Origin of the sequence: Bradyrhizobium sp. AUGA SZCCT0177 (assembly GCF_018130125.1) — a bacterium.
Lineage (GTDB): Bacteria > Pseudomonadota > Alphaproteobacteria > Rhizobiales > Xanthobacteraceae > Bradyrhizobium.
This window is the reverse complement of the sequence record NZ_JAFCMA010000054.1, coordinates 1-17608: the sequence shown is the minus strand read 5'-3', so window position 1 is coordinate 17608 and position 17608 is coordinate 1. Positions and strand designations below refer to the sequence as shown.

The following is a 17608-nucleotide window of genomic DNA, read 5'->3' as shown; positions in this document are numbered from 1 at the left end:
ATGTCCGTCAGAGATAACCGGCGACACGCAGCCGCTCGAATGCATCTTCGGTTTCGTGATCGAGCGCACGGCCCGCACGTTCCGGCACCTTGGTGCCGTCGAGTTCGGTCAGGATCTCATCGATGCTGGAAGCGGTCGACGCCACCGGATTGGTGATGTCCTGATCGCCCAGCGAGCGATAACGCTTGCCGTCCTTCGACAGGTACAGCGGGATGATCGGAATGTTCTCGCGCTTGGTGTAGGCCCAGATGTCGGCCTCGGTCCAATGCAGGATCGGGTGGATGCGCAAATGCGCGCCTTGCGGCGGCGAGGCGTTGAAATGGTCCCAGAATTCCGGGGGCTGATCGCGCACATCCCAGCCGCCTTCGAGACCGCGCGGCGAGAACACACGCTCCTTGGCGCGAGTGGCTTCCTCATCGCGGCGAATGCCGGCGATCAATCCGTCAAAACCGTATTTCGTCAGCGCCCATTTGAGGCCTTCGGTCTTGCGGGCGGCAGAACGCGCGGCCGGCGGCAGCGTGGGATCGACGGCGTCGATCGACGGGCAGGGCTCGATCTTGAGATCGAGCTCCCATTCCTTGCCGAAGCGATCGCGGAACGCGTACATCTCGGCAAATTTCTTGCCGGTGTCGACATGCAAGGCCGGGAACGGCACGCGGCCGAAGAAGGCCTTGCGCGCCAGCCAGATCATGACGTTGGAATCCTTGCCCAGCGACCACAGCAGCGCCAGCTTCTTCAACCGCGCGAAGGCTTCGCGCAGAATGTAGATGCTCTGCGCCTCGAGTTCGTCGAGATGGTCCATCGAGGGCGGCGGCAGCTGCCCATGGGCCAGAACTTTGGGCGCGGATGAGGCCTGGTTGAAGGCCGCGGGCTGTAACCCGTGTCCGCCGGATTCCTTGTTGAGAAGATGCATCTCTTGGCCTTGGACTTGAGAGTGGAAAAATTCTAAAGTTGCGCTGCAAAAGAGAAGGAATAATTTTCTCTTTTTTGGCCTTGATCCAGAGATAAATAGAAAATAATTTCAGTCAACCCCAAATTTGGGGAAGCGAGTATCTGATGCGCTATCTGCCTGTGTTTCTTGATCTGCAAAGCGGCAAGGTGCTGCTCGTTGGAGCGGGCGACCTCGCACGCGCCAAATTGCGGTTGCTCGCCGCTGCCGGTGCGCAGGTCCGCTGGTTCGCGACCGACGGCGATCACGATCTCTCCGGCATTGCCGCTGAGGACGTGGCGCGGATCGAGCCTGATGCGGGCGATCCGCTCACGGCCGATCTGTCCGGGGTGATCGCGATCCTCTGCGCCGGCGCCGGCGACATTGGCGTGGCGATGTCGGCACGCGCCAAGGCGGTCGGACTGCCCGTCAATGTGATGGACGACCTCGTCCATTCGACTTTCATCTTTCCCGCCATTGTCGATCGCGGCGACGTCGTCGTTGCCGTCGGCACCGGCGGCACCTCGCCGGTCGTGGCGCGCCGCGTGCGCGAGTCTATCGAGGCTGTCCTGCCGGCGCGGATCGGCGACCTCGCCAGCTTCATCGGCGGCTTTCGCAAAGCGATGCATGCGCGCATCCCCGAATTTTCGTTGCGCCGCCGTTTCTGGGAACGCGTGATCGACGGCCCGATCGGCGCGCTGGTGCTGGCCGGGCGCAAGGACGAAGCCGAAAAGGAACTGCAGGCGATCGCGAACCCTTCCGCTTTCGCCGGCGCCAATGATCAGGGCAAGGCCGATGGCCGGGTGACGCTGGTCGGCGCCGGGCCGGGCGATCCGGACCTGCTCACCATCAAGGCGCTGCGCGCGCTGCAGGACGCCGACGTCGTGTTCTACGACGAACTGGTATCGCCGGAGATTCTCGATCGCGTGCGCCGTGATGCCTCGCGCATTCCGGTCGGCCGCCGCGTCGGCAAGCCCGGTATCGGCCAGGATGCGATTAACAAATTGCTGATCGAGGCAGCGAGATCAGGACAACGCGCGGTGCGGCTGAAGGGCGGCGATCCCTTCATCTTCGGCCGCGGCGGCGAGGAAATCGAAGTGTTGCGCGTGGCCGGCGTCGCCTATTCGGTGGTGCCGGGCATCACCGCTGGATTGGGCGCCGCGGCGCAATTCGAAGCGCCGCTGACCTATCGCCACGAGGCGCTGCGCATCACCTTCCTCACCGCGCACAAGGCGAGGGACGCCGAAACCGTCGACTGGTCGGTGCTGACAGACAAGAAGATGACCATCGTGGTCTATATGGGCATGACCGCGGCACCCGCGATCCGTGCGGGCCTGCTCGCCGCCGGACGCTTGCCGCAAACGCCGGTCGGCGTGTTCGCGCGGGTGACACGGCCGGACGCCCAGGCGGTGGTCGGCACGCTCGAACATTTGCCGGCGCTGGTCGAACAAATCGACGGCGGTCCCGCCGTCCTCATCATCGGCGACGTGGTTGCGCATTCCGCGCCGTGGCGCCTTGCTAGTTCAAACCTTGCCGATCTCGATCAAGTGATCTCCGAATTGAGGGATGCTGCAGAATGACTTCTCCGTTACAACAAAAGATCAAGATCACGGGGCCTTCGATGGTCACCGCCAACCGTACCTGGGATGGCGTCGTGATCTATCGCACCGCGCAGCAAGGCTGGTCGGCGAACCTGTCGGACGCCGCGATCGTGCGCACCTCGGATGAGGCGCGGACACTGCTTGGTGAAGCCACCGCCGATGACGTCGGCGCGATCGGCCCCTATATCGCGCCGGTCGAGCTCAAGGACGGCGGCGAAATCAAGCCCGGCAATCTCCGCGAACATATCCGGTCGGAAGGCCTCACCATCGATCTGCTTCCGGTTCCGGCGTAAGGCGCATCCATCATGTACGCATATGACGAACTCGATCGCACGCTGATCAACGAACGCGTGTCTGAATTCCGCGACCAGGTGAAGCGCCGTCTCTCCGGCGAACTCACCGAGGACGAATTCAAGATGCTGCGCCTGCAGAACGGCGTCTATTTGCAACTGCACGCCTACATGTTCCGCGTCGCGATTCCCTACGGCACGCTGTCGTCCAAGCAGTTGCGCGCGCTGGCCCGCGTCGGACGCCGCTACGACCGCGGCTATGGCCATTTCACCACAAGGCAGAACATCCAGTTCAACTGGATCAAGCTGGCCGAATTGCCGGACGCGCTGGCGGACCTTGCCGAGGTCGGCATCCATGCGATGCAGACGTCCGGCAACAACATGCGCAACGTCACCTCGGACCAGTGGGCCGGCGTCGCGCCGGGCGAGGTCGAGGATCCCCGCATCTGGTCGGAAATCCTGCGCCAGCACACCACGCTGCATCCGGAATTCTCGTTCCTGCCGCGCAAGTTCAAAATCGCCATCACGGCATCCGAGCACGACCGCGCGGCGATCAAGGTGCACGACATCGGGCTCCGCCTGTACAAGAACGCGGAAGGCGAAACCGGCTTCGAGGTGCTGGTCGGCGGCGGTCTCGGCCGCACGCCGTTCATCGGCAAGACCATCAAGCCGTTCGTGCACGGCCGCGACATCCTGAGCTATGTCGAGGCGATCCTGCGCGTCTACAACCAGTACGGCCGCCGCGACAACATCTACAAGGCCCGCATCAAGATCCTGGTGCACGAGCTCGGCATCGAGAAGTTCGCGCGCGAGGTCGACGAGGAATGGAAGCAGATGGGCGACGTCGGATTGACGCTCGACCATTCCGTCATCGAGGAAGTGCGTTCGCGCTTCTCCTATCCGGCCTATGAAAAGCTGCCGCACATGCCGGACGAGCTGAAACAGGCCGCGCATGATCCGCTGTTCGAACGCTGGCGCAGGAACTCGGTGTTCCCGCACAAGGTGCAGGGCTATTCGATCGTGACGATCTCGCTGAAGCCGGTGGGCGCACCGCCCGGCGACGCCACCTCCGACCAGATGGACGCGGTCGCCGATCTCGCCGACCGCTACTCCTTCGGCGAAATCCGCGTCGGCCACGAACAGAATCTGTGCCTGCCGCATGTCGCCAAGCGCGACCTGCCGCAGCTGTGGAAGGCGCTCGACCGGATCGGGCTCGCGACGCCGAACGTCAATCTGGTCACCGACATCATCGCCTGCCCCGGGCTGGACTATTGCTCGCTGGCCAATGCGCGCTCGATCCCGATCGCGCAGGAGCTGACCCGGCGCTTCGCCAATCACGATACCGCCGAGCTGATCGGCCGGCTGCACATCAACATCTCCGGCTGCATCAATGCCTGCGGCCATCACCACGTCGGTCACATCGGCATTCTCGGCGTCGAGAAGAACGGCGAGGAGTTTTACCAGATCACCATCGGCGGCCGCGCCGACGAGGGTGCACAGATGGGCACCCTGATCGGCCCGGCGATTCCCTATGCGGAAGTCGCCGACGTGATCGAGGATATTGTCGAAGCCTATCTCGCACTGCGCGACCGCCCCGAGGAGTTGTTCGTGGATGCGGTGAAGCGCCTGGGTGTCGAGCCATTCAAGGAGCGGGTCTATGCCACTCGTTAAGCAGGGTAGAATCACCACCGATCTGTTCGCCCATGTTGCCGACGGCGCCGAGTTGCCGGGCGATGGCGCGATCCTCATTCCGGCGGCGCGGTTCCTGGAGGATCCGGAAACCCTTCTCAAGCGCGCCGGCAAGGTCGGCGTGATCTGGCCGAACAACCGCGACCTCGACGAGCTCGTGCCGTATCTCGGCCGGCTGGCCGCGGTGGCGCTGGTGTTTCCCTCGTTTCGCGACGGCCGCGCCTACAGCCAGGCGCGCCTGCTGCGCGAGCGTCACGGCTTCGACGGCGAATTGCGTGCCACCGGCCAGGTGCTGCGCGACCAGTTCGTGTTCATGCTGCGCGCCGGCTTCGACACGTTCGAGGTCAGGAAGGACAGCGACGCCGAGGCGTTTGCCTCTACCGCAAAAAGCTATTCGGTGTTCTACCAGCCGACCGGCGACGGCCGCCTCACCGCGCTGCATCGGCGGATGCAGTTGCGTCATTCGGAGAGTGCCGGCCAGTGAACGCGCTCGTACCTCAGGCAGTGATAGAGAAAGCTTTGGACCTGTCGCCGGCGCAGGCGCTCGATCGTGCGCTCCGCAGCGCGTCGCCCGCGGAAGTCATTGAAACGGCGTTGAAGACCGTCGGCCGCGAGAAGTTGGCGGTGGTCTCGTCGTTCGGCACCGAATCGGCGGCACTGCTCAAGGTGATGGCAGACGTCGATCCGGCGATCCCCGTGATCTTCCTCGACACCGGCTGGCTGTTCGAGGAGACGCTGGCCTATCGCGACACGTTGATCGCAACGCTCGGCCTGCGCGACGTCCGCTCGATCAAGCCGCTGGAAGAAACTTTGTCGCGCGCGGATCCGGACCGCGAATTGTGGTTCTCCGATCCCGACGCCTGCTGCCGTATCCGTAAAGTCGAGCCGCTGGCGCGGGCGTTGGCGCCGTTCTCAGCCTGGATCAACGGCCGCAAGCGCTTCCAGGGCGGCCAGCGCGCCGAGATGGCGGTTGTCGAAGACGACGGCGCCAGGCTGAAATTCAACCCGTTCGCCAATGTCGCGCGCGAAGACATCGAGGCGATCTACCAGCTTTCGAAATTGCCGCCGCATCCGCTGGTGGCGTCGGGCTACCTGTCGGTCGGATGCATGCCGTGCAGCAGCCGGACCTCGCCTGATGAAGACGCGCGTGCCGGTCGCTGGCGCGGAAGAGCCAAGACAGAATGCGGCATCCACACGATCAAGACTTCATAGGACAATGACGCTGCACCGCCGCAAACAATGAAATGCGGTTTCGTTGACTAAAGGCCACTTCGCCGCGAGTTATGTCCGGTGTGCTGCGATGATATCCTTCATCAGGCCGAATGGAGATTGAGATGTTCCGTCGTATTCTGCCCCTCGTCGCGGGACTGCTCTGGGCAGGTTCTGCGCTCGCCGCCGATGTGTCGCTGCTCAACGTGTCCTACGATCCGACGCGCGAGCTCTATGCCGATTTCAACAAGGCGTTCATTGCCGCTTACAGTAAGGAAACCGGCAAGAGCGTCGAGATCAAGCAGTCGCACGGTGGCTCCGGCTCGCAGGCGCGTTCTGTGATCGACGGGTTGCAGGCGGACGTGGTCACGCTGGCGCTGGCCTATGATATCGATGCGATCGCCGGCAAGGGCCTGGTGGCGCCGGATTGGCAGAAGCGCCTGCCGCTCAACGCCTCGCCCTACACGTCGACGATCGTGTTTCTGGTGCGCAAGGGCAATCCCAAGGCCATCAAGGATTGGGACGATTTGATTAAACCCGGCGTCAGCGTCATCACGCCGAATCCGAAAACGTCGGGCGGAGCGCGCTGGAACTATCTGGCGGCATGGGGCTATGCCGAGAAAAAATTCGGTTCGTCCGACAAGGCCAAAAAATTCGTCGGCGATCTTTTCAAGAACGTGCCGGTACTCGATACCGGCGCACGGGGCTCGACCGTGACCTTCGTCGAGCGCGGTGTCGGCGACGTGCTGCTGGCGTGGGAGAACGAGGCTTTCCTGGCGCAACGCGAATTCGGCAAGGACAAATTCGAGATCGTCTCGCCGCCGCTGTCGATCCTGGCCGAGCCGCCGGTCTCCGTGGTCGACAAGGTGGCCGACAAGAAAGGCACCCGCGCGGCGGCTGAAGCCTACCTGAAATACTGGTATACCAAGGAAGGTCAGGAAATCGCCGCACGCAACTCCTACCGTCCGCGCGATTCGGAGATCGCCAAGGAATACGAAAAATCTTTCGCCAAGGTCGAACTTTTCACCATCGACGACGTTTTCGGTGGTTGGGCAAAGGCGCAGAAGGAACATTTCGCCGAAGGCGGTATCTTCGACCAGATCTACAAGAACTGATCTGGGACGATTTACCGAGCAATCAGGGGGACTTGTGAGCATAGCGGTGGCACGGCGGAGCAGCTTGCCGGGGTTTGGTCTCACCATGGGACTGACCCTGACATGGCTCTCCATTATTATCCTGTTGCCGCTGGCCGGCCTTTTCCTCAAGACGTTCGAGCTCAGCCTCGATCAGTTCTGGGGCATCATCACCAGCCGCCGCACGCTCAATGCGCTGAAGATCTCGTTCGGGCTTTCGTTTCTCGCCGCCCTGGTCAATCTGGTGATGGGGACCATCATCGTCTGGGCGCTGGTGCGTTATCGCTTTCCCGGCCGCCGGCTGTTCGACGCCATCGTCGATATCCCCTTTGCGCTGCCGACCGCGGTCGCCGGCGTCGCGCTCACGCAACTGTTTGCACAAAAAGGCTGGCTCGGTGCGCCGCTGGCCGAACTTGGCATCAAGGTCGCGTTCACGCCGGTCGGGATATTCATCGCGATGGTGTTCATCGGCATTCCCTTTGTGGTGCGGACGGTGCAGCCCGTGCTGATCGATCTCGACGTCGAGATCGAGGAGGCGGCGGCAAGCCTCGGGGCCAACCGCTGGCACACCGTGTTCAGGGTGATCCTGCCGAGCTTGATTCCGGCGCTGTTGACCGGTTTCGCACTGGCGTTCGCGCGCGCGGTCGGCGAATACGGCTCCGTCATCTTCATTGCCGGCAATCTGCCGAACGTGTCGGAAATCGCGCCTCTCCTGATCGTGATCCGGCTCTCCGAGTTCCGCTACGCCGATGCGACCGCGATTGCGGTTGTCATGCTGCTGGCGTCGTTCCTGATCATCTTCGCGGTCAATCGCCTGCAGCGCTGGGCCCAAACCCGTATTCCGGCGCATTGAGGGACTGATGTCGACGCAATCGAGTGTGGTGACGTCAGCGACCGAGTTGCGGGCCTATGCCCCGACGGCGGACCTCACCGTTTCCCCGCCGCCTTCGCGCATCGAGCGTGCGCGCCCGCGCACCGGGACATCGCCGGACAATCTGCGTACCGAGCCTGGGCCGGTCCGTTTCATCATCATCACCCTTGCGGTTACCTTCCTGTCGGTGTTCGTCGTGCTGCCGCTGGTCGTGGTGTTCGCAAGCGCCTTTTCCAAAGGCATCGGCGCCTACCTGGCGGCGCTGGGCGAGCCGGAGGCGCTTTCCGCGATCAAGCTGACGCTGCTGGTGGCGGCGATCTCCGTCACCCTCAATCTGGTGTTCGGCGTGATTGCGGCCTGGGCGATCGCCAAGTTCGATTTCACCGGCAAGACCTTCCTGATCACGCTGATCGATCTGCCTTTCTCGGTCAGCCCCGTGATCTCGGGTCTCGTTTTCGTGCTGCTGTTCGGCGCGCAGGGCTTTTTCGGCACATGGCTGCAGGCGCATGACATTCACATCCTGTTCGCCGTGCCCGGCATCGCACTGGCGACCATCTTCGTGACGTTTCCCTTCGTGGCGCGGTCGCTGATCCCGCTGATGCAGGAGCAGGGCACGCAGGAGGAGGAGGCGGCGATCTCGCTCGGTGCGTCAGGCCTGCAGACCTTCTTCCGCGTCACCCTGCCCAATATCAAGTGGGGCCTGCTGTACGGCGTATTGCTGTGCAACGCGCGCGCCATGGGCGAGTTCGGCGCGGTGTCGGTCGTGTCCGGCCATATCCGCGGCGAGACCAACACCATGCCGCTGCTGGTCGAAATCCTCTATAATGAATATCAATTCGTGGCGTCGTTCGCGATTGCGTCATTGCTGGCGATGCTGGCGTTGATCACGCTGGTCGTGAAGACCGTTCTCGAGCGACGTCTGGACGAAGGACAGGAACCGCGTGACCATTGAAGTCAAAAACATCGTCAAGAAGTTCGGCAGCTTCGCTGCGCTCGACAATGTCGACCTGAAAGTCGACCAGGGCGAATTGCTGGCGCTGCTCGGCCCCTCCGGCTCGGGCAAGACCACGCTGCTGCGGATCATCGCCGGGCTCGACTGGCCGGATGCCGGCGAGGTGTTGATCGACGGCGAGAACGCGCTGGCGCGCGGCGCCAGCGAGCGCCACGTCGGTTTCGTGTTCCAGCATTACGCGCTGTTCCGCCACATGACGGTGTTCGAAAACGTCGCCTTCGGCCTGCGGGTGCAGCCGCGCGCCATCCGCAAGGACGAAGCCACCATCCGCGCCCGCGTCAAGGAATTGCTGGATCTGGTGCAGCTCGACTGGCTGTCCGACCGCTACCCCAGCCAATTGTCCGGCGGCCAGCGCCAGCGCATTGCTCTGGCGCGTGCACTTGCGATCGAGCCGCGCATCCTGCTGCTCGACGAGCCGTTCGGCGCGCTCGACGCCAAGGTGCGCAAGGAATTGCGGCAATGGCTGCGCTCGCTGCATTCGGAAATCCACGTCACCTCGATCTTCGTCACCCACGATCAGGAAGAGGCGCTCGAAGTCGCCAACCGCGTGGTGGTCATGGACAAGGGCCGGATCGAGCAGATCGGCACGCCCGGCGAGGTCTATGATCACCCGGCGACCGCGTTCGTGCATGGCTTCATCGGCGAGTCGATCGTGCTGCCGGTGGATGTCAGCGGCGGTTCGGTGCGGCTCGGCGGGCGGCCGCTCAATATCGCCGCCAATGGCGCGGCTTCCGGGGCCTCGAAACTGTTCGTCCGGCGCCATGACATGCAGATCGGGCCGGCCGGTTCCGGATCGCTGGAGGGCGCGGTGCGCCATGTCCGTTCGTTTGGTCCGATCCAGCGGGCCGAGGTGGCGCTGTCCGGCGGCGAGGGCAAGACCATCATCGAGATCGACGCCCCCCGTGACCGGGAACTCCAGGCCGGCGAAATCGTCAGCCTGCAGCCCCGCCGCTACCGTATTTTTGCGGCCCAGGATTGAGGACGAAATCGTCATTCCGGGGCGCGAAGCGAACCCGGAATCTCGAGATTCCGGGTTCGTTCGCTTCGCTCACGCCCCGGAATGACGGCTAGAATTAGCCCCGCGTTCACCATTCAGCCACGGTTGGTATGCAACAACTGCGTGACATCACGGGGGTTGATTCATGCGCGCCGCGGCCGCGATAGCTGGACTTTTGTTGCTGGGCGGCTGCATGGCCGACACCGCCAGGGCGCCGGACCAGCCGACCATGTATCTCAGCATGGCCAATGGCGGCGCCACGCTGGATCCGCAGGCCGCGGCTTCGATTATTTCGCTCTACCGCCAGAACAACGGCCTTGCCGCCGTGGCTGTTGACCCTGACCTGATGAAACTCGCCGAAGCGCAATCTCAGGCCATGGCGAAACGCAACAAGCTCGATCATGACGTCAAGGGCCCGCTGGAAAAGCGCCTCGGCGCTTCCGGATATCCGGCCAAGCTGGCGGTTGAAAACGTGTCGGCCGGCTATCACACGCTGGCGGAAGCGTTTTCGGGCTGGCGCGACTCGCCGCCGCACAAGGCCAACATGCTCAAGAACGGTGTCACAAAATTGGGCATCGCGGCGATTTATGCTCCCAACACCAAGTACAAGGTGTTCTGGACGCTCATTCTGGCGTCAACCTAGAACCTGATAAATTAGGCGTGATCTTTGCTTGGGTCTCGCCGATTGACGCCGTCGCGAACTGCCGCCACGGTACCAACGCTATTGCCCTCTAGTTGGCGGTCACGATGGACAGTTCCGGCTCCGCGCCCGCAACGACGCCCGCCAAAGCGCAACGCGTGCTGGTGCTGCAAGGCGGCGGTGCGCTCGGCTCCTACCAGGCCGGCGCCTTTCAGGCGCTATGCCGTTCCGGGTTCGAGCCGGAATGGGTGGCGGGCATCTCGATCGGTGCGATCAATGCCGCGATCATTGCCGGCAACGACCCTGCGACGCGCGTCGATCGCCTGAAGGAATTCTGGGACATGGTGTCGTCCCCGGTGTCGTGGAATCCGATTACGCCGGGTGACCGCGCGCGGTCGCTGTTCAACGAGACCAGCGCCGCCTTGATCGCGACCTTCGGCGTGCCCGGATTCTTCACGCCGCGGCTTCCGCCGGCGCCGCTGTGGCCGCCCGGCAGCGCGCAATCGCTGAGCTATTACGATACCGCACCACTGAAGAAGACGCTGGAAAACCTGGTCGACTTCGACCGCATCAACGACCTGAAGATGCGGCTTTCCGTCGGCGCCGTCGGCGTCACCTCGGGCAATTTCAAATATTTCGACAATGTGGAATTCAAGAAGCTCGGCAAGAAGATCGGGCCGGAGCACATCATGGCGTCCGGCGCGCTGCCGCCGGGTTTTCCTTCCATCCTCATCGACGGTGAGCATTACTGGGACGGCGGCATCGCCTCCAACACGCCGCTCGATTTCGTGCTGGACGAGGAAAGCGACCGCGATCTCCTGATCTTCCAGGTCGACCTGTTCAGCGCGCGCGGCGATCTGCCGGCCACGCTGCTGGAGGCCGCCGAGCGTGAAAAAGACATCCGCTTTTCCAGCCGTACCCGGATGAACACCGACAAGAACAAGCAGGTGCACAACACACGCAAGGCGCTCCGTGAATTGATCGCCAAATTGCCCGATGATCTCAAGAGCGATCCGTCGGTGGCGATACTGTGCAATGCGGTCAAGGAAAACACCGTCACGGTGGTGCACCTGATCTACCGCAGCAAGAACTACGAATCCTCGTCCAAGGATTACGATTTCTCGCATGTCGGGGTGGTCGAGCACTGGAATGCGGGCGCCCGGGACGTGCATTTGTCGATGCGTCACAAAGAATGGCTAGAACGGCCGCAGTCCGGGGAGACCATGGTGACCTACGATCTCACGAGGGACGTTTCCAGCGCCCCCGAAAGCAAAAAACAGGAGTGACCAGAATGGGTATTTTGAAAGGCAAGACCGCCGTCGTGACCGGCTCGACCAGCGGCATCGGATTGGCTTACGCGCGCGCTTTCGCCGCCGCCGGCGCCAATATCGTTCTCAACGGCATGGGCGTGCCGTCCGATATCGAGAAGGAGCGTTCCGGCATCGAGACCGATTTCAAGGTTCGGGCCGTGCATTCGCCCGCCGACATGACCAAGCCCGCCGAGATCGCCGAAATGATCGCGCTCGGCGAGAAGACCTTTGGTTCGGTCGATATCCTGGTCAACAATGCCGGCATCCAGTTCGTGTCGCCGATCGAGGAATTCCCGATCGAAAAGTGGGATGCGATCATCGCGATCAACCTGTCGTCGGCATTTCATGCCATCCGCGCCGCCGTGCCCGGCATGAAGAAGCGCGGCTGGGGCCGTATCATCAACACCGCATCGGCGCATTCGCTGGTGGCGTCCCCGTTCAAGTCGGCCTATGTCTCGGCCAAGCACGGCATTGCCGGCCTCACCAAGACCGTGGCGCTGGAACTCGCGACCCACAAGATTACCTGCAACTGCATCAGCCCCGGCTATGTCTGGACGCCGCTGGTCGAGAAGCAGATTCCCGACACCATGAAGGCGCGCAACCTCACCAAGGAGCAGGTCATCCACGACGTGCTGCTGGAAGCGCAGCCCACCAAGGAATTCGTGACCTCCGAGCAGGTCGCCGCCCTGGCGCTGTTCCTGTGCGGCGACGATGCCGCCCAGATCACCGGCGCCAACCTCTCGATCGACGGCGGCTGGACCGCGGAGTAGGGGTACTGTCATGCCCCGCGAAGGCGGGGCATCCAGTACTCACTCGTTCTTTCGCCTAGAAGCCGGGCACAAAGGCGCCATAGCGCTCTATTCAAGGGTGTATCTTATGATCGCACACGCGATTCTTCAAGAAACGTATGCGTTGATGAGGATTAAATAGCCCTGTCCGGGGCTTTTTTCTTTGTCAGGTTTGAGATTCCCGATCCGTGCTCATGCCAATGTAGGGAAGCAGTCTTAATTCTCGAGGGGCGTCTTTGACGCGCGGCGCCGGCGCCTGCCGTGCCGAAGCAGCATATAGCCGGTCAGGATTGCGGCGCCAATGCCAAGGATCACGGGAATGTACACTGAAAGTAATTTCCAGCCGAACGAACTCTCGGTGGGTAATTTTGGCATGTCTCCTTTGCCAAGCGCCTTTAGTTTTTGAAACGTGACTGAGCTAACCTGCCCTTTGCTAAGATCATTGCCAATCTCGGCTTCCAATCTTCCGTCGTCCTCCTCGACAGAAGCCATCAATTCTTCCTGCGTTGGATCATTGTCGTCTGCCTTCGTGGATGATCGCTCCTTAGTGTCCTGCTTTCTTTCAGATGCACCCGATGGTTGGTATTTATTTTTTTGCTCAGGTGCGCCAACAGAATCGCTCAAAAGCTGCCGCTGTACAATCAATTGCGCGGCCGACTTCCAAGACGCCTCCTTTTTCGTATGCTCGATAACCTGTCTGTCGGCGCATGTGAGACTTCCTGATGTTGCAAGATCATAGCCGAGGGCAAAGCCAGTGGGCCCGGCAAGGAAGGCCGGCACGGTGTACTTTATGAACTCCTTGGACTTAGCAGCTTTTGTAAGAGGCTGTCTGAATGCGACCGCTCCAGTGGCTACTGAGCCGAGCAATGCCCCAACCGCACGGTCATACAATGACTGCTCAATCTTAGCAGGTTGACTCTTTGCCAATTCGGCATCGCTGATTCCCGATGCAATAACTTGACCAGTATCCACATTGTACGATGCGAAACGATGGCCGTTGCACATGAATTCTAGAGACTGCCTTTTCCCCGCGTTTCCACCTGTAAACTCAATATGCTCTAGAAACGCGTCGAAAACGACCGCAGGGTCTCTCGTCACCTGAGCGCCCGTGACATAGCCTGCAAGAGTCCCAACCATCACGCTAACTAGCACAATTATCACGATGTATTTCATCAGCCGCCCTAAGTGATGTGATCAATGCAATGATAACAGTATGCAACTTTTGCGATAATCTGCGCAATCGACTTTTGTTATCCAATTACGGCTCGGCCGACAGAGCTACTCATTTAGAGTGCTAGAATTGAGAACGGATAATGTTGTGCGATTCTTCCCAGAGCGCTCGCCGGCATCGTAGCGCTGCAGTCGATCGAACAATCACTGGTCTCTCTGGAATACTGGATCGTCCGCTTTCGCGGATGATGGCAGCAAAGTCGATTATGCCGATCGAAATTTTCCGAAAGCAGCTTGTATCTCAGCGTCGGTCGCGGCTTCTCCAGCGTCGATGGATGCCATGGCAGCATCGATGACCCGCAACTCTTCGGGCGTGGCGATATATGCGTTGCCCCGCAGGCTATTTTCAGTCTGGTTCGCTTTTTCAGTCGGCACGGCGGAACGATAGCACGCGAGGGTTTGCGTTCCAATCGCTACGCCGCGATGCTGGAGCCGCGCTTGCCGAACGCCAGCACGTGCAGGCCGAGCCGTTGCCGGACGATCCAGAACAGCAGCACGGTCTCGAACGCGAGCGAGATCGTGGTTGCGGCCGCGGCGCCGTGGCCGCCGTAGCGCGGCACCAGCAGCAGGCACAGCACCACGTTCATGACAAAGGCGAGCGCATAGGCCAGCGCGCAGATGTGCTGGTGGCCGAGCATGTTGAGCAGCCGTTCGACCGGCCCGATCGCCGAACGCACCACGAGGCCAACGGCAGCGATGAACATGATGTCGTAGCCGACCACGAATTGCGGTCCGAACAGCCAGAGCAGCGGCTTGCCCAGCGCCAGGAGCGCGATGGTGGCCGCGAGCGAGGGCCAGAACGTCCATTGGATGGCGTGCGCCACATAGGCCGACAACCGGGCCTTGTCGCCGAGCGCATGATATTCCGCAAAGCGATGCGCTGTGGTTGCCGACATCGCGTAGTGGATGAAGGAAACCAGCGCCAGCGTCTTCACGACCGCGAAATAGACGCCGACTTCCTCCGAGGAACGGAATTGCTGCAGCATCAGCACGTCGGTGTAGGAGAGCAGCAGATAGAAGCTTTCGACCAGCAGGATCGGCAGCGAGACCGCGAGCCAGCCGCGGAAATCATAGGCCTTGGCGCCGGCCTCAACGTGGCCGGCGAGCCGGCGGTTCAAGACCACCATCTGGCCGATCATCGCGAGCCAGACCGCGGCGGCGCTCGCCAGCATCGCCACCGTGGCGCCGAGATTGAAACCGAGCGCGAAGGCGCCGGCGGTGAGGCCGATGATCAGCGACTGGCGCACGATGAATTGCGGCATCAGGCCCAGCCGCATCCAGTCATGCGAGCGCGCGATGCCATCCTGGGTGTTGGCGACGACGAAGGCGGGCAGGGTCAGGCAGCCGATATAGAGCGGCAGAACCGTGTTGGGCTCCATCCACGGCGACAGTGTTTTCACCACGCCCGCCAGCGCCAGCGAGACCAGCGACGACACCGCGAACGTCATCCAGCGGCTGCCGGAGAGGAAGCCGCGCAGCAGCGCGTGCTGGCCGCTGGCGCGGTATTCCGGAATGATCTTTTGCGCGGACGCCGAAATGCCGAAGTCCATCATGCTGCCGAGCAGCAGCACCCAGGTCCAGACATAGACATAGACGCCGTAATCCGAGCCGCCCATCCAGCGCGCCAGCAGGATCTGCGAGAAATAGGCCAATGCCGCACTGATCACGCGGATGATGAAGATCGTGCCGGCCAGCCGTTTTGTCAGCGAAGCTTCGCCCGAACCACCAAAGAGACCGCGAAGCAGCGATCGCAGGCGGGCGATTGGGCCGGCAGGCGAAGCGGAGGCGGATTCGGTGTCCATCACGGCCACAGCAAGGCATCCTCGAAAGGCCGCGAGGCGGCGGCGATGCTCCGATGTATCAACGATTCGTTAAGATTCGGTTGGGTGCGGACGCACGCGTCAATCTCCGCGTCGTCCCGGCGAACGCCGGGACCCATAACCACTGGGCGTTATTGCATGAAAAAGGCGTCTACCTGCGGCGTCCTAAAACATCCGCCGCGGCGTATGGGTCCCGGCGTTCGCCGGGACGACGGAAAAAGCTACGGCAAATTCACATTGAACTCATAGGCCCGGTCGCCGCCGACCAGCGTCAGTTTCAGCGCGGCGCCGTCGGCGCTCGCGCCCGGCGGCAGGCCGTCGAGCTCGAAGGCAAAGCGTTTGACGCCGGGCGGACCGCCCTCGATCAGCTTCGGAATCGGCAACGCCCAGTCCGGCGTCGGGCCCTCGACGAACAGGCTGACCTCCTTGCCGCCGGGCGCGGTGACGTCGACCAGCACGTTGGCCTTGCCCTCGCGCTTGACGTCGCGAATGGTGAGGGAATTGGGATCGCCGACATTGGCCGGCTTCGGCACCGCGTTGAGCGCATCGGACAGATTGCCGTCCTCGGTGCTCGCCACACTGGCAAAGGCCAGCTCCGCCTTGGCGTCGACCGGGATGCAGAGCTTGTCGCAGACCGCGTAGTTGATGTCGGCGCGCAGCGTCACCGGCTTGTCGGTGTTCTTGGCGACGATCCGCAGCGGCAGCACGACCTGCTGCTTGTAGCCGAGCGAGACGCCGCCCGCGCCGTCATCGAACTTCATCGGCGCCGGCCACAACACCGTCACCGCCTCGACATTGTCCGACTTGGAGAAATCGAAGCGGGGCGGAACGCCGGAATCGCCGGGCGTCCGCCAATAGGTTTTCCACCCTGGCTGCAGCTGGATTGCGATACCGCCGAGCAGCACTGCGCCGCTGCGCGATCCCGCCAGCAGCCGGATCGCGGAATGGGTGTCGCGCTGCCAGGGCGAGGCATCCTCGGCGCGAACCTCGATGGCCGTGCATGCGACAGCCAGAGTGGCGGCAATGCCGAGCGCGGCCCGCATGGGAACAATGACGGTCATGAGACGTCTTTACAGGCAAGTTTGGCCGCAAACCATTGAATTGCTTGTGATCCGCGGTCGAATACAACGCAGGTCTAACAAGCCTTCGCTTGATTGACAGAACCGCCACCCGATATCAGGATACGGATCAGCAAGAGAGGCCTTTGCGGATGAGCCCTGAAGGCAAGACACCGAAGACGGCACCACCGAAGACGACAACGAAGGCCGCGCGCCGCAAAGCCGCAGGCGTGGGCGACAATTCGTCCGGTGAAGGCTATCTGGACGGCCAGCTGCTGATCGCCATGCCGGTCATGGGCGATCCGCGCTTCGAGCGCTCGGTCATTTACATGTGCGCCCATTCGTCCGAGGGGGCGATGGGCATCATCGTCAACCGTCCGGCCGGCAGCATCGATTTCCCGGGGCTCCTGGTGCAGCTCGATATCATCAAGACATCGGACCAGATCACGCTGCCGGAAAACGCCGAGACCATGAAGGTGCTCAAGGGAGGTCCGGTCGATACCGGCCGCGGCTTCGTGCTGCATTCCAGCGACTTCTTCATCAAGGATGCCACGCTCAATATCGACGACGGCATCTGCCTGACCGCGACCGTCGATATCCTGAAAGCGATCGCCAAGGGCTCGGGACCCAAGCACGCGATCCTGGCGCTGGGCTATGCCGGCTGGGCGCCGGGGCAGCTCGAGGACGAAATCCAGCACAATGGCTGGCTGCATTGCGCCGCCGACGCGGACCTGATCTTCGGCGACGACGTCGACGAGAAATACCAGCGTGCGCTGCGCAAGATCGGCATCGATCTGGCGATGCTGTCGAACGAAGCCGGGCACGCGTAGCCCCACGCACGGCGTCGTCCCGGCCTTGAGCCGGGACCCATAACCCCAAATATCTATTGTCGAGCGCGTTGGTTGCTCCAACGTGCTTTGTCTGCCGCCTTCATTTCACTATCGAGAGCACGGCGTATGGGTCGTAAGTCTCGGTGCCTCGATTAAGATGGGGCGATCGAGGCGGGCGTTGCGGGGTTTATGGGAGGTCGTT

General features: G+C 62.2%; 17 protein-coding genes. 13 read left to right on the top strand and 4 right to left on the bottom strand.

The window, feature by feature from the left end:
* Window positions 1–7 precede the first annotated feature (7 nt).
* A complete protein-coding gene (cysD, locus tag JQ597_RS35865) occupies window positions 8–802 on the bottom strand; it encodes a sulfate adenylyltransferase subunit CysD (RefSeq protein WP_212270115.1) in 795 nt (264 codons plus the stop codon).
* A 254-nt stretch (window positions 803–1056) separates the two neighbouring features.
* Between cysD and cysG the strand changes: the two genes are divergently transcribed.
* From cysG to JQ597_RS35805, 12 genes are all read left to right on the top strand, one after another.
* Window positions 1057–2508 carry a siroheme synthase CysG gene (gene cysG / locus JQ597_RS35860; RefSeq protein ID WP_212270105.1) on the top strand — a complete coding sequence of 484 codons (1452 nt, stop codon included), beginning with the start codon at window positions 1057–1059 and terminating at the stop codon, window positions 2506–2508.
* Window positions 2505–2822 (top strand): DUF2849 domain-containing protein, encoded by a 318-nt coding sequence (locus tag JQ597_RS35855; RefSeq protein WP_192737192.1) that lies wholly within the window; start codon window positions 2505–2507, stop codon window positions 2820–2822. Before cysG ends, JQ597_RS35855 begins: the two co-directional genes overlap by 4 nt.
* A gap of 12 nt (window positions 2823–2834) precedes the next feature.
* Window positions 2835–4490 (top strand): nitrite/sulfite reductase, encoded by a 1656-nt coding sequence (locus JQ597_RS35850; RefSeq protein ID WP_212270104.1) that lies wholly within the window; start codon window positions 2835–2837, stop codon window positions 4488–4490.
* Complete coding sequence (locus tag JQ597_RS35845; protein WP_212270103.1) at window positions 4477–4992, top strand: DUF934 domain-containing protein; 516 nt, start codon at window positions 4477–4479, stop codon at window positions 4990–4992. The genes JQ597_RS35850 and JQ597_RS35845 overlap by 14 nt, the downstream gene beginning before the upstream one ends.
* Window positions 4989–5720, top strand: coding sequence for a phosphoadenylyl-sulfate reductase (locus JQ597_RS35840; protein WP_212270102.1), 732 nt, complete (start codon window positions 4989–4991; stop codon window positions 5718–5720). Before JQ597_RS35845 ends, JQ597_RS35840 begins: the two co-directional genes overlap by 4 nt.
* A 110-nt stretch (window positions 5721–5830) precedes the next feature.
* Window positions 5831–6832 carry a sulfate ABC transporter substrate-binding protein gene (locus JQ597_RS35835; RefSeq protein ID WP_212270101.1) on the top strand — a complete coding sequence of 334 codons (1002 nt, stop codon included), beginning with the start codon at window positions 5831–5833 and terminating at the stop codon, window positions 6830–6832.
* Between the two features lie 64 nt (window positions 6833–6896).
* Window positions 6897–7703: a sulfate ABC transporter permease subunit CysT gene (gene cysT / locus JQ597_RS35830; RefSeq protein WP_283813483.1), complete on the top strand. Its 807-nt coding sequence runs from the start codon at window positions 6897–6899 to the stop codon at window positions 7701–7703.
* A gap of 7 nt (window positions 7704–7710) precedes the next feature.
* Window positions 7711–8673 carry a sulfate ABC transporter permease subunit CysW gene (cysW, locus tag JQ597_RS35825; protein ID WP_212270099.1) on the top strand — a complete coding sequence of 321 codons (963 nt, stop codon included), beginning with the start codon at window positions 7711–7713 and terminating at the stop codon, window positions 8671–8673.
* Window positions 8663–9712 carry a sulfate/molybdate ABC transporter ATP-binding protein gene (locus tag JQ597_RS35820; RefSeq protein WP_192737199.1) on the top strand — a complete coding sequence of 350 codons (1050 nt, stop codon included), beginning with the start codon at window positions 8663–8665 and terminating at the stop codon, window positions 9710–9712. The genes cysW and JQ597_RS35820 overlap by 11 nt, the downstream gene beginning before the upstream one ends.
* 163 nt (window positions 9713–9875) lie before the next feature.
* Window positions 9876–10373, top strand: a complete 498-nt coding sequence (locus JQ597_RS35815) for a CAP domain-containing protein (protein ID WP_212270098.1) — start codon at window positions 9876–9878, stop codon at window positions 10371–10373.
* Window positions 10374–10477: 104 nt separating this feature from the next.
* Window positions 10478–11656 carry a DUF3734 domain-containing protein gene (locus JQ597_RS35810; RefSeq protein ID WP_212270097.1) on the top strand — a complete coding sequence of 393 codons (1179 nt, stop codon included), beginning with the start codon at window positions 10478–10480 and terminating at the stop codon, window positions 11654–11656.
* A gap of 5 nt (window positions 11657–11661) precedes the next feature.
* Complete coding sequence (locus JQ597_RS35805; protein WP_212270096.1) at window positions 11662–12450, top strand: 3-hydroxybutyrate dehydrogenase; 789 nt, start codon at window positions 11662–11664, stop codon at window positions 12448–12450.
* A 234-nt stretch (window positions 12451–12684) separates the two neighbouring features.
* Here JQ597_RS35805 and JQ597_RS35800 read toward each other — a convergent pair whose 3' ends face one another.
* From JQ597_RS35800 to JQ597_RS35790, 3 genes are all read right to left on the bottom strand, one after another.
* A complete protein-coding gene (locus JQ597_RS35800; RefSeq protein ID WP_212270095.1) occupies window positions 12685–13641 on the bottom strand; it encodes a hypothetical protein in 957 nt (318 codons plus the stop codon).
* Window positions 13642–14111: 470 nt separating this feature from the next.
* Window positions 14112–15500 (bottom strand): flippase, encoded by a 1389-nt coding sequence (locus tag JQ597_RS35795; RefSeq protein WP_212270114.1) that lies wholly within the window; start codon window positions 15498–15500, stop codon window positions 14112–14114.
* A 239-nt stretch (window positions 15501–15739) separates the two neighbouring features.
* Window positions 15740–16579: a protein-disulfide reductase DsbD domain-containing protein gene (locus tag JQ597_RS35790; RefSeq protein WP_212270094.1), complete on the bottom strand. Its 840-nt coding sequence runs from the start codon at window positions 16577–16579 to the stop codon at window positions 15740–15742.
* Between the two features lie 149 nt (window positions 16580–16728).
* Here JQ597_RS35790 and JQ597_RS35785 point away from each other — a divergent pair, with 149 nt between their 5' ends.
* Window positions 16729–17406: a YqgE/AlgH family protein gene (locus JQ597_RS35785; protein ID WP_212270093.1), complete on the top strand. Its 678-nt coding sequence runs from the start codon at window positions 16729–16731 to the stop codon at window positions 17404–17406.
* Window positions 17407–17608 lie beyond the last annotated feature (202 nt).